Origin of the sequence: Mesorhizobium erdmanii USDA 3471 (genome assembly GCF_000472705.1) — a bacterium.
GTDB classification, from domain to species: domain Bacteria; phylum Pseudomonadota; class Alphaproteobacteria; order Rhizobiales; family Rhizobiaceae; genus Mesorhizobium; species Mesorhizobium erdmanii.
The window spans coordinates 293,039-305,924 of record NZ_KI421454.1; the positions used below are offsets into that span (position 1 = coordinate 293,039).

Below are 12,886 nucleotides of genomic sequence, written 5' to 3' on the forward strand. Positions count from 1 at the left end.
CGCATGGGCTTCTGAAGGTTGCGGCCTCAGTTGACGCTTTCGATTGAGCGGCCGACAAGCTCGGCCCGCAAACCCGATCAGTCAATCCTCCGCCATCCCCATCACTGAAGCCTGACCACCTCACATCTGGGGCAGCTCCGGCCGCGGGCCCGAATCGCGGGTGATTGTGGAAACAAACGAGGACCGTACCCGAAAGCCTGCGGCATTGGCCTGGCTGTGGCTGCGCAATCAACCGGGTTCGTCGCATACCCGCTGGTTCCACGAACGCGTAATGCGCAATCAGGGGCGGCGCCTCAAAAAGACAACCATCGTCGCCCTTGCAAGGAAGCTGCTCGTGGCGCTGTGGAAATACATGACCGCGGGTGTCCTCATCGAAGGTGCCGTCATGAAGGCTGTCTGGCGAGACCACACCGACACACTCATCCCTTGAGGTCCGATGAGCCTCGGCGGATCCGGGAGGCGAACCGAGATCGTCAGGTCGGCAGGGCAATGAGTCCAGGTTAACGTGGTTGGAGAGCTGCCATCGTCGGTATCCCAGGTTGCGAGTTTCGCGTCCCTTGACGGATTGTTTTCCGGGCATAGCGGGTGTCCTTGATAGACGAAAAACGCTCCAAGAGGCTCTTGCGGCGCGGCGTACCAACTTCGCTTGGCTTCCTCCGAATCTGCGGAAGCCTCTTTGAACCACGCTAACTAGCGACAGACCACAAATTACACGCCGTCGTTAACCTGAACTCGTCCCTAGTCAGTTCGGTCTGGATTTGTCGAAACATTCTTTCAAGCGATCTTGCTGTGACGATTCATCCTGATCGCCGCGCGGCAAGACCGCTACACGTTTGTGGCAGGCCGCCAACGGGATGACCTGCGGTCGGTTGAGTTCAATCACGGAAAGCCAAACAAGAGGGTCGCCAGCGCATAGGTGTGGGGAGACGATTCAGCATCCACTCGGGGTTCACCACGGCGCATCGCGGTGCTACCGAACGTCTCTGCGATCCCTATCGAGTTTAGCCAGTCTGCGAGCCCGGTGTGCGGACGGAGGTCGACGCAGAGAAATGCGCCGGCGTGATGCGAAAAGAGAAAGGACAACAGGGACCTCGCTTCAACGGTGCTGCGAGCGACGACCGGTCCTGCAACTTGTTGGCGCCCGTACGGTAACAGTGCCGCATAGCCCATGACTCTTCCGGAACTGCGCACTATGGCGAATCGCGCCTTGCTCCAAAGTGCGGAGATGAGTGCACGGCGATCAATCCCCGTCGCGCTGCGGTCAATTTCGGAGATCTGATGCAAATCGTCATCAGTCGCCCATTCGACGTCGTGCGGCGCCTGCACGGTCGCTACTACCCCCCGATGGGAATATATCGTCTCGATCTCCTGAAATCCAAGCTTGCGGTAGAGCGGCTGGCCAAGCGGCGAGGCGATCAGGCGGCATTCGCGTTGCCCCACCTTTTCAAGTGCGAGTTCCATGAGCTGAGCCCCGAGCCCCCGACCACGCATCTTTTCATCGACGATCAGGAGTGCGATAGTCGCGACTCCATCGAAGAGTTTCATGCACACCGCTCCGATAGCGTGACCCTCTTTAATGGCAACAAAGCCAAACCCTAAGCCCAGAAGCATTGCCCACTCGTCTCTGGAATGAGTCCATCCGGCCTGAATCGTTAGCCTCAGGGCGTCGTCGAGATACTCGGTTCCAAATTCGGCAAACTGGACTTCGGCTTTCGGCATAATCAATCCGTTCGTTGGCATGATGTAACGAGTCTTCCTTCGCATGCTCGGCGGCCCACGGGATCGGCTAGTCAGTTGGTGCGGCCCCGATCGCATCGGCTTTGCTCAAAACGATCGTTGTTGCTAGCCTTTGCACCCACAAACTCAGCCCGTTGGTGGTAACAAAGCCTTTGATCTTCGGGCATGCGGCTTTGGCGATGATAAGCGTTACTTGCCTTCTGTTGACTCGAGGCTGGCCGCTGTACCGGGGCCGAGCGTAAATCTGCATCACCTCCAGGGATGCCTTGACCTCAGGCTTGCGGTGAACATACCTTTGTCGACGACTTGCGGTTGCAAAGATTTTGTAAATGTTTTGCTGCCGAGCGAGGTTGTAGGTCAGCCTATGGCGCCGTGGCGGGCCTGTGAACGACTGGCCTCAAGCGTGCTTTATGAAGTAAGCGTCACGAGCACCGCACGACTGTTTTTGCTTGACAGAGACAGGCGTCAGATGCCGGCCGCTTTGACTCGCTTGGGCATTAAGTACGAGCCGATGGCGACGATCGCCTTTGCAACGGCGGCGACGTCCGCGTCGTCGAGACGGGAGTTCACCCCCGTCGTGTTCCGGATCGGAGCGGATGTCGCCGGTTGCGGCATGACCGCGGAGAACGGGGCGCCAGAGTCTATTGCGTAGCCGGTACCGGGAAGCACGGGGCCAACTGGAGCGTGTGGCGGCATGATCGCTCGTCGGTTAAGGGGGCCTGTCGCCGCTCGCCCGCCGCGGCGTCTTCGCCTTCGCGCCAGATGTTGGACGATGCGCTGTGTGCGCCTGGTGATCTGTCTTCGAGCCCAAGGGTCGCTGGATCCGGAACCCAGACCTCCGGTAGAAAGCCCGAGGCGTAGAGCTTCGCAAGGACAGTGGCGTCGATCGTGTCAGTCTTCACGTTCGCTTGCGCGATCATATGCACCTCTGCTTGGGATTGGCGATCACGATCCGATCCACGTAGGGTGACAGCACTTCAGCGACCGTCGCGGCATTGCCGGTCGCCTCGATCACCACATGATCATCGTGGGTGAATTCCTTCCTGGCGAACTCTTCAAGCTTGTCGCGCAGCATTTGAACGCGGGCGAGCTTAACGATTTCGCCATTAAGCAACGCCACAACCTCGGCGGCTACGCGGTGTATGTCCATGCCGATAATACGCACGGTTCCCTGCATCGTTGGTCACCAACAGGGAGCCTGCGGGCAACACGACAGATGCGGATCCGCGAGCGGCGATCGCCCAAGCTCCGACCACGAGGAGAAGCGTGTGACGCGCGGAAGATACGATCCGGAAAAGAACCGGAGCAGTTTGAGCTCAACGAATCCGATCCAAAAGGACCTAAAAGGTCTTGTAATTGAGGCCTGCGCTGAACAGCCGCCCGAAACTAATTGATCGCCCCCCGAGATCAAGCCGCAGGCCCCGCCATGCCGGCTGTATGCGTCCCAGACCAGCGATAAGGGCTTTGATGGGAGCAAGTTCCGCGATGGGCGCGCGTCCTGCCAGCTGCTACCACGCCGGGCCTCCGCTATGGGCTGCCTGGTCGACAAGGCGAGGCGACCCGCCCGTCTAAGAGGCGAAAGCGAATGGCTGAGCTACTCGACCACCACCTTGTCGATTGTCGGAAGACACAAACAAATTGTGCCATTACAAACGGACAGGATGGGAGGGGAACAGCCAATACATTGAAATAAAAGCGCTTTCAAATTGGCATACGGCTTGCACATACGGCTTGCACTTGAATCCGCACTTTACGAAAACGCTCACATGTCAAATCTGGTCTTTTCACTGGCGAGGCCTGACCATTAATCGTCTTCCGCCAACTTGATTGATTGGTCGACTTACAGATCGCGCCCCGCACCTGTCGAATGGCGCCAGGTACGACGGTGCGGTGCCGAAACAGGAGAGAGATTTCTGGAATGGGAAATGTCGATCGAATTGACCGGAAGATACTCAATGCCGTTCAGCGCAACAACCGCCTTACCACAAAAGAATTGGGCAAACTTGCTGGCCTATCAGGCACCGCTTGTCAGCGGCGCTTACAACGACTTCGTGATGTCGGAATCATCGAAGCTGACGTAGCTATAGTTTCGCCCGAAGCCGTCGGCCGGCCAATGCTCATGCTGGTATATATCAATCTCGAACGCGATCGCACAGATATCCTTGATCGTTTCAAGCAAGCCGTTCGACGAACACCCGAGATTACGTGCGCATATAACGTGACGGGTGAAACCGATTTCGTTCTTGTAATCTCCGTAAGCGGTATGGTGGAGTACGAGGCGTTGACCCGCCGCTTTTTTTTCGAGAATGCCGATATAAAGAAATTTAGCACGATGGTCGTTATGGAACGCACCAAGGTATCCTTTGCTGTGCCAATTGGCGAATAGGAGTCATGCCAATCACGCAGTTGTCTCGGATGCCAGGAGATTGTCTTCCCATTAGGCGGCATCAAATCCGGTTTGCATATTGGTCCAGTAGTGGAAGACCCGAATCAGGCAGCATTGGCGGTGCTCGTCAAGGAAGTAGCCATGGCGCTGCCGTTTGCCGACACCGCGGCCATGCAGCTTCACCTCCACGAGATCAGCCGCCATGTGCGCGAGGCGCACGCCGTGCTGCAGCTTACAAAAGCCGAGAAGGCACGCGCGAAGTATGAGCGCCAAACCAAGCTCGTTTGAAGTCCTCAACCGATAACGCTGATCAGAAAAAATCGCCGCTGCCGGCCCTAATGTTTTATACGATACGTGATGGTTGAGCCACCCTGAAAGTATCTTCGCCCAGTATTTTTTCGACAAGGCTTAACCAGTAGGACGTCCCGTAAGCAGCCGACTCGTCATTGAAGTCAAACGACGGATGATGAAGTGCAGCGCTGTCTCCGTTACCACAGAACACGAAAGTGCCGGGCCGTACCTGTGACATTGTCGCAAAGTCCTCACCCAGGAGGGTCGGAGGGGTCTCCTCGATATTGTTGCCGACGATTTCCTGGGCAGCTGTGAGTGCAACTGCCGTCTGAGCCGGGCTATTGTAGACACATCCGTGGTCTGGCTCGAATTTCACGTCAATCCTTGCTCCGCTAGCCAGGGCGACGCCGGATGCCACTTCCCGCACCCGATTCTTGATCAGTTGATGTACATCCGGGGATAAGGTGCGCAAGCTACCACGCAGCTCCACTTTTTCAGCAATGACCCTGTGGGTACCGCCGCCGTGTATTTCCTGAAACGTCATATTGGCGGCTTCGAGAGCATTTACATTCTGTGAGGTGATCTGCTGTAGCGAATTGAGAAGCTGAGCCGTCACCATAATGGCATCAATAGCCAGATGCGCCCTGCCCGGATGACCGCTGCGGCCTTCAATCCGTATTTCGATGCTGTCCGTTGCGGCCATTACAGCACCGGCCCTAATGCCGATCGTGCCAATCGGCAGTCCGGGCAATGTATGCATGCCGTAAATCTGCTCGATCTCAAACCGATCCATCAGGCGATCCTCGAGCATCGCGATAGCCCCTGCCCCAATCTCCTCAGCCGGTTGGAAGATCAACACAACAGTGCCCGCGAAATCTCTGTCCTGCGAGAGGCACTTTGCGGCGCCAAGCAACATAGCAGTATGCCCGTCATGACCACAGGCGTGCATTACGCCTTCATGCTTCGACGCGTAGGGCAGGTTGGTCGTTTCGTGGATAGGTAATGCATCCATATCCGCACGCAGACCTATGACCTTGGTCCTACCGTCGGGTACCGCGTGGTTGCCTCTGATAACAGCCACAACGCCGGTCTTGCCAACTCCGGTTGTCACTTCGTCGCAACCGAACGCGCGTAGCTGCTCTGCCACGAAAGTCGCGGTGCGGTTCTCCTCAAAGCCGAGTTCCGGATGGGCATGGAGGTCTCGGCGCCACTCCACGATGTCTTTTTGTATGGCGGCAACTCGGTCGAGAACTGGCATATTGGTCTAACCTTCTAATAGCGATCAGCTCATGTTCCCTCGACCGGCCTGGAGCGTGCCGACCAAGGGAGATGGCGGGACCTTACAAAGCTTCATACCTTTTCGCGCGCAAGCTCGTCCATGACAGAGCGGGCAGCCATTTCTGCGATCGCGACAATCTCTTCCACTTCGGCCTTCGTCGCGACCAACGGTGGTGCGAAGCCCAGAATGTCACCGTGAGGCATGGCACGCGCAATCAATCCCATCTCCCGGGCGGCTTTCGAGATCCGCGCGCCAATTTTCAGTGATGGGTCAAACCGCTTGCGGTTGTCACGGTCAGCAACGAACTCGACTGCGCCCATAAGCCCGACGCCCCTAACTTCTCCCACAATCGGAAGCTGCGCGAACCTTTCCTGCAACTGAGCCTGGAAGAAAGCGCCGACATCGCGGGCGTTGCCGGGCAAGTCTTCCTGCTCGACGATGTCGAGGACTGCATTGGCCGCGGCCGCGCCGATCGGATGTCCAGAGTAGGTATAACCATGGGAGAATGCTCCGACGCGGTCGGCGCCCTCTTCGAGCACCTTATAGACCTTTTCGCTGATGATCGCCGCGGAGAGCGGGAAGTAAGCTGAGGTTAAGCCCTTCGCTACCGTGATGAGGTCCGGCTTGATCCCGTAATGGAGGCACCCGAACATCGAGCCGGTACGGCCGAACCCGGTAATAACCTCATCGGCGATCAGCAACACATCATGCTTGCTGAGTACCGGCTGAATCGCCTGCCAGTAACCTTCTGGCGGCGGCGTAATGCCGCCGGTCCCAAGCACTGGCTCAGCAATAAAACCGCCGACGTTGTCGGGTCCGAGCCGTTCGATCAGCTGGTCAAGTTCCTCTGCACGCCGCGCAGAGAATTCAAGTTCGGTTTCGCCAGGCTGGCCGCCCCAATAGTGATGCGGTACACCCGTATGGACGATTTGAGGCAACGGAAGGTCCATGTGGTCGTGGTAGAAGCTCATGCCAGTCATCGAGCCGGAAACCACGCTGCAGCCATGGTATCCGCGCTCACGCGATATGATCTTCTTTTTGGTCGGCTTGCCTCGAAGATTGTTGTAGTACCAGACAAGCTTTGCCTGAGTTTCGTTCGCGTCCGAACCCGACATGCCATAGAAGACCTTGCTCATTTTGCCGGGCGCCATTTTAACGAGCCTGTCGGACAGGATCGCAAGCTCGTCAGTGGTATGGGCGGCGTAGGAATGATAGTACGCGAGACGGTGAGCCTGGCGTGAAATTGCATCCGCCACTTCCGTTCGGCCATAGCCGACATTGACGCAATAGAGGCCGGCAAACCCGTCGATGAGCTCGTTTCCGTGGGCGTCTTGGATCCTGATCCCCTTGCCGGTCTCCACGATTGTGGGCTCGCCCAGCTTGCCGCTCGCGAAATCCTTGAGCTGTGTAAAAGGATGCAGAACGGCGTTTCTGTCCTTGCGACCAATTTCGAGGATATCCATCTCAATTCCTTTAAATGCTACCGACGATAGACTCCCCGGATCAATTTCTCGGTAGCTATCAAGTTCTTAGAGGCTAAACTGCAGCGGCGAAGGGCGGTAGAGGTATTCTGTCGGGCTCAAGCATAATTCCTGCAAGTTTCGGCGTGTTTACGCATACCAAAGGTCCGAATGTCCGAATTTAGTCTCATGCGCGGCGTGGGGCGCAGGTGCTAGATCAGTGCGGAATTTGGTTTCCGTAGGGCCGAGGCAGCGCGCGACTTCCTGGGCTCTCCCTGATCCCTGACCTCTTGTGCCTTCAAGAGCTTGTGGTTGCCGCGGCACCGTTCGCATCGCAGCATGGGAGGCGCTGACCAGGCCGCATGCGGTCCGGCACGGTCGCCGCTCACACCATAGAAGCGTTTCTGGGAGCGAGCGTGGGCTTCGCCACCACATGTTGTCGAGCCCGAAAGCTGCTCGGGCTAAGGCCCCTCCGATGGCGCTCCCTAGCTTCTCAATGGCCGGAACCGAGGGGCCAGTCCACTCCAACGTGCTCGCCTAGGGGAGCAGTGCCTGGTATCGACCGCGATGTTGTTGAGTTCGCTGAACCCGTTTCTTCGCGGACTGGCAGCTGATGATCCGGTGAGTTCAGTCGGACGGTGATACCTATCAGAACGTAGGCTAAAACGATGACTCCCATCGCGGTTAGTCCGCTGATGTATTGCTTTGCAGAAGGTTTGGCCATAATTAGCAGTCCTTCGCGAGTTCAAGGTAAGCCCGCTGTCAAGCCGACAACAACTTTGCGCGCGCCGATTTTACCCGGCTGATGCGCCGGCCTCCCGGCCGGAATTGCAATCCTTTGGTACGGCGATAGTGTGGCCGCCTTCCTACTGCATTGTGTTTCTGGGGGCGTGGGCGTAACGCATATGGGAGTTTTTCTCTTCATCGAGCAGTTGCAATTTGCTGCCGCGAGGTTGAAGCAGATTACCGCGTCTGTCGGCTGAGCACTGCTTCCAAGCTATCAGATCCCGCCTATGCGGAGGTATTGCATCTCGAGGTAGCCCACTAGGCTTGGACCTCGCGAGGAGCATCCTGCCGGTGGAGAGGGAACTCTCCGGTAGGCGCGCCGTCGCGGTTTCCTTTACCACGAGCACTTTACGCTGCAGCCGCCGGTGCGTTTGTGTCAGATTCCTAGACGCCGAACACAAGCTGTGCATGATCAGTGGCGTGGAAAATAAGGCGTCGATTGCTCGGGCTTGCGAGTATGGCCTGTGGAACGCTCGATCAAAAGCGTCTTCTGAGGTGGAAATTCGCCAATGTGCAAGTCCAGAAAACGCTTGTCCAATTCCTGATCCGCTGTCGTGAGGCGATGGTTCAGACGAAGGTAGTCTGTCCAGGTCGGCGTGCTAAATGTTTCTGTCCATTGCACGGGTCTCTGGAGGTTGCGTTGCAGAGTCCAATGCCTTGCGCCGACGCGGGTCTGCACGTGCCGACGCTCGCGCATGAGCTCCAGGAAGGCCCCGACGTTCTCTTCAGGGATCAAGTATTCTACCTTGACGACGATGGGACCGCTTCTCGGCTTAAGATGATGCGAGATTGCCGGTGCGTCGAATTCATTCAGTGGATCGGGCTCGGGCCCGCCGCGTTCGCGTAAAGGAAACAGGACGCCCGATGCAGCGACGAGCAACAGAGCACCTGCGGAACCCTCCAGCCCCAAGGTGAGGGAATGGTTCTGCGCCACCATACCCCACACCCAGCTGCCGGCGGCCATGCCACCATCTGCCAAGGCATAGTAGATCGAGATGGTGCGCCCCACGACCCAGCGCGGGCTCGCCAGTTGCACACTCACGTCAAGCCCGGACCAAGCAGTGACCCAACCCGCGCCGCCCAAGGCGAGCGCAATTCCGGCCGCTGCACTCGAAGAGGTCAACGCAAGGGAAAGGGAGCACGCCGCGCAGGCGACGCACGACATTCCCATCAGGCGTTCATGTGACAAGTTCCGTCTCAACAGGCTATTTGAGATGCCCGCTATGACGGCGCCCGTCCCGAAGCCGGCCATTAGAGTGCCATAGGCGAGCGGTCCGCCTCCAAGCTGATCGCGGACAACCAGGGGCAGCAGTGCGAGTATGGCGACGCTCGCCAGGCCAAAGAGGGTTCCGCGGGCGATCGCCGCCTTGATCTCCGACGACATGGCCGTGAAGCGGAGCCCGTCATAGATCGCCGTCCTCATCGACTCACGCGGTAGAGGCGAAGAGCTAACCTTCCACTTGCAGTGCCATACCGTGCCTAGAGGTACCAGGTAGCTAAGTGTGGTTACGGCGAAAGCTGTCAGGAGGCCAAAAGAGGCAACCACGACGCCGCCGAGTGCCGGGCCAACGGTCCGGACAGCGTTAAAACCTACGGAGAGGAGGGTAACGGCAGCGGGAACCTCGCGTCGGCTCACAATATCGCCAACCGAGGCTAGCCAGGCGGGATCATTGAGAGCACCGCCGCACGCGATCAAGAAGGTCAAGCCGAGGATCATCCACGGACTGACAAAGCCCAGCGCCACAGCAGCGGTCAGCATCGCAGAGGCTATTACCATCAGGCAGCGGCCAGCGAACATCACCCGGCGACGGCTGAAATTGTCGGCGATGGCCCCGGCGAATACGGACAGAACGAAGGCTGGCAACGTCGATGACGCCGTAACCAGCGCTACCATCAAATCGGAAGTCGAGACCGTTGCCATCAGCCAGCTGATGGCAAGAATCTGCATCAACCAGCCGAGACTAGAAACCTGGGTGGCGAGCCAGATAGAACGAAAGGTTCGATTTTTGAGCGGCGCAAGGGTCGTTGGATCCGCGTCTCGGCCCGCGAAACTGCTCATTCAATCTGCCCTTTGCTCATGTCACATTTGTCACATCGCTCTACAGCGAGGAGTTGCCGCCACTGCATCAAACCAGCCCGACAGGAGACCAAGCTCGCTGCCGGGCTGGCACGCCTTGGGAGGTGGCGTAAGTCGCGTCCTTTTGCACATAAAGTCCCGGTTGCTTCTTGATCCTTGTCCCCCGCAACTACTCGTGCGAAACATCATTTTCGCCCCAACCGAATTTCGGGCGTACGGTCGTGACGGTTCCATAATCAGACCTTGGATCGCAACTTGCCGACATCTGCGACGCCTCAAATCCGCTTGCAATGCTCAACACGGTGGGTTCCAGCGCGCGTAGCCGCGCATGACTATCAGTCCACCTGGGTGTGCGGGCGCCCGCTTGGCGAAGATAGCAGCGTCGAACGAGCAGTTCGCGCGAATCTTTCGGGATAGGCGCGGATATTCGGCGTTCGCCAGCTGTCTACGCAGAAAATCGGCATCTTCTTCGCCAAGCTTAAATTAGAGCAACCGAACACGTGGTTCAGCCCTCTACTGCGCGAACCTAACCAATGTTGCTCCTTTAGGGTGAGGCCACGCAAGCTCGTATAAGGCGGTGCGGGTCGTACTCGATCCTCCATTCTTCGACGATACGGCCTGCGGTGGCCGCGGAACAGATATCGAGGCATCCCCTCACGAAGCGGCCGTCAGGTCTCCACGAGGCGTTCTGGGCGAATTGCCTCGCACGATGTACTCCCGGTTTTCGCCGCGATTGCACGATAGCTTAGGACTGTAGCTCTGTGTCCGCCATCAGCAGCCTGGTCTTCCGGTCGGCGAGGCATCGGGCTCCCGCGCTACCCGCATGCTGATCGCGATGTGTCCCAGCACCAGGCGCTCGCAAGTGAAGTCAATCTGCTGCTGCTAAAAAACGGAACCGGCGGCCAGCACTTCCGACACGAACTCCACCCAGCGCCGGTTCGGTTTCTGCAGAGAGCCATTGGAGCCGCATGGTGTTTGTCATGTCTGGCGCAAGATCGCATCCGCCATCTTTTCCGCGACCATGATTGTGGGAATGTTCGTGTTCGCTCGCGGACAGAAGGGCATGACGGAAGCGTCGGCGACGCGGAGGGAATCAATGGAGTGGACACGGCCATCGGGGCTCGTGACGCTGCTCGGATCATCGCTGGCGCCCATGCGGCAGGTGGATGTTGGGTGCCAGTTGCCGGTTACGTTACTTAGGATGTAGTTCTCCAGCGCACGATCGTCCGCGACCAAGTCGACAAGCCGCTGTCCCTGCGTGATGAAACTGTCAATCAGGCCGCGGCGCAGAAAGGCGGGGCCGTCAATCAAGGCTGCAGCTGCGGCGGTGATACAATAGTTCAGGCGCGAAATCTTGCTGATTTGCTTGGTGCGTGCATTCCAGCCTGAAGGGAAAGGGTCGATAGCAACATCACGCAGCGGTTCTGAAGCAAGGATGCGCACCAGAAAATGCATGCCACTCTTCAGCCGCGCCATATCCCGCTCATCGCTGAACCAGTTGAAAGACACTTCCGGCTCGATCTCAGGTCGGTGATCCTTTAGCCTGACCGAGCCCGAAGAGTAGCTCCGATTGACCCAAAGCCAAAGAGAACCCAGGCGCTTGCCTAAAGGATGCCAAGCGGACTTCGCCACTGCCGAAATAGCCATGTCAGTCGAGGGGCAACCAGGATGACCCGAAGAATAACGCGCATGAACCTGGATGTGACCAGAAACCTTAGGTGACATTCGGTTTTCCGGCCTAAGATAGGCCGAAACTGCAACGGCGGGATGCTCCTGCAAGCCGCTGCCGATCCCCTTCACGTCCGCCACGACGGCGATGCCGAGGTCGCGCAGACGCTGCGCTGGACCGACCCCCGAGCGCATCAGGATCGAGGGGGAGTGAATGGCTCCAGCACAGAGGATGATCTCCCTTCCGATAAAATGCGATTGGCCGCCGGCATTGCGGGTGCGGACTCCGGTGGCCTTCCGCCCATCGAATACAATGCTCAGAACGCTGGTATCCGGCAAAACCGTCAGATTTGGTCGTGTACGCACTTGAGCAGTCAGATAGGCCATGGCAGCCGAGACACGCTGGCCGCTCCTGTTGGTCAAGGGGACAGTAGAAAAGCCGTCGCCGTATGCTCCGTTGAAATCCGGCCTAAACTCAAGCCCCGCATTCTCGTACGATCGGCATAGGGAACGAATGAAACCGGACCACTCGGCTCGCTTTACGCGGTTGATTGGCAACGGTCCTTCGTTCCCATGGAGCTTCCCGCCAAAGTCGCCATCGCTCTCGAGCTTGCGGAAGTAGGGCAGCACATCCTGCCATGACCAGCCGGCCGCTCCGGCCGCGTCCCATTCATCGTAGTCTGCTGGAGCGCCTCGGTTGGCGACCTGGGCATTGATGCTCGACCCGCCGCCTATTACCCGCGCCTGCTCATAGTGAGCCGGTGCGGCTCCCGCCACAGGCACGGCGTTCAGGCCTGCCCATTGATATCTGGGATTGAAGTAGGCTCTGGTCGGATTACCATCAAGAATATCGTCTGGAATTGCGCCTGGGGGCGTGTCTGGTCCGGCTTCGATGACCAATACCCGCGCGTCACCGGCAGAAAGGCGATTCGCGAGGACACAGCCGGACGAACCCCCGCCAACAATGATGTAGTCGTAGTGCAAAATTCGCTCTGCGGATCTCATTTGAACCCTAGATCGGGAGAAGTAGAAGGGCTATCTAGATGGGAAGTTCGGTGCGCAGAGCACGCTTGGAGAAGCAGGGAAGCAGCATTGCTTAGCGGCTCAGTCCTCCCGACAAGCTGTCGCGACACCATTAACCGATATGCGGTATTCAGTGATCATTATTCTTCAACCGGACTAGCCGCGTCATGTCGGCTTCG

At 58.0% G+C, this 12,886-nt stretch carries 7 protein-coding genes and 2 pseudogenes; 3 read left to right on the forward strand and 6 right to left on the reverse strand.

The window, feature by feature from the left end; genetic code table 11:
* Positions 1–205: 205 nt before the first annotated feature.
* Positions 206–430, forward strand: a pseudogene (locus tag A3AU_RS01000000136585) (hypothetical protein); the annotation flags it as partial.
* Positions 431–879: 449 nt separating this feature from the next.
* On the opposite strand, the gene A3AU_RS0131805 reads toward A3AU_RS01000000136585, so the two are convergent.
* Positions 880–1,740 (reverse strand): GNAT family N-acetyltransferase, encoded by an 861-nt coding sequence (locus A3AU_RS0131805; RefSeq protein ID WP_161633559.1) that lies wholly within the window; start codon positions 1,738–1,740, stop codon positions 880–882.
* Positions 1,741–2,406: 666 nt separating this feature from the next.
* Positions 2,407–2,902: pseudogene (locus A3AU_RS1000000140650) on the reverse strand (IS110 family transposase); the annotation flags it as partial.
* 753 nt (positions 2,903–3,655) lie between these two features.
* Between A3AU_RS1000000140650 and A3AU_RS01000000136590 the strand changes: the two are divergent.
* Both A3AU_RS01000000136590 and A3AU_RS1000000141060 read left to right on the forward strand, forming a co-directional pair.
* Positions 3,656–4,123, forward strand: coding sequence for an Lrp/AsnC family transcriptional regulator (locus A3AU_RS01000000136590; RefSeq protein WP_032918509.1), 468 nt, complete (start codon positions 3,656–3,658; stop codon positions 4,121–4,123).
* A 141-nt stretch (positions 4,124–4,264) separates the two neighbouring features.
* Positions 4,265–4,411, forward strand: a complete 147-nt coding sequence (locus tag A3AU_RS1000000141060; protein ID WP_154674710.1) for a hypothetical protein — start codon at positions 4,265–4,267, stop codon at positions 4,409–4,411.
* Between the two features lie 55 nt (positions 4,412–4,466).
* Here A3AU_RS1000000141060 and A3AU_RS01000000136595 read toward each other — a convergent pair whose 3' ends face one another.
* From A3AU_RS01000000136595 to A3AU_RS0131860, 4 genes are all read right to left on the reverse strand, one after another.
* Positions 4,467–5,672 (reverse strand): amidohydrolase, encoded by a 1,206-nt coding sequence (locus tag A3AU_RS01000000136595; protein WP_051355523.1) that lies wholly within the window; start codon positions 5,670–5,672, stop codon positions 4,467–4,469.
* Between the two features lie 92 nt (positions 5,673–5,764).
* On the reverse strand, positions 5,765–7,156 hold the full coding sequence (locus tag A3AU_RS0131845; RefSeq protein ID WP_418001089.1) for an aspartate aminotransferase family protein: 1,392 nt from the start codon (positions 7,154–7,156) through the stop codon (positions 5,765–5,767).
* Positions 7,157–8,351: 1,195 nt separating this feature from the next.
* Entirely contained in the window at positions 8,352–9,998 is a 1,647-nt protein-coding gene (locus A3AU_RS0131855) for an MFS transporter (protein WP_027056463.1), read from the reverse strand.
* Positions 9,999–10,994: 996 nt separating this feature from the next.
* Positions 10,995–12,668, reverse strand: a complete 1,674-nt coding sequence (locus A3AU_RS0131860; RefSeq protein ID WP_027056464.1) for a GMC family oxidoreductase — start codon at positions 12,666–12,668, stop codon at positions 10,995–10,997.
* Between the last annotated feature and the right edge of the window lie 218 nt (positions 12,669–12,886).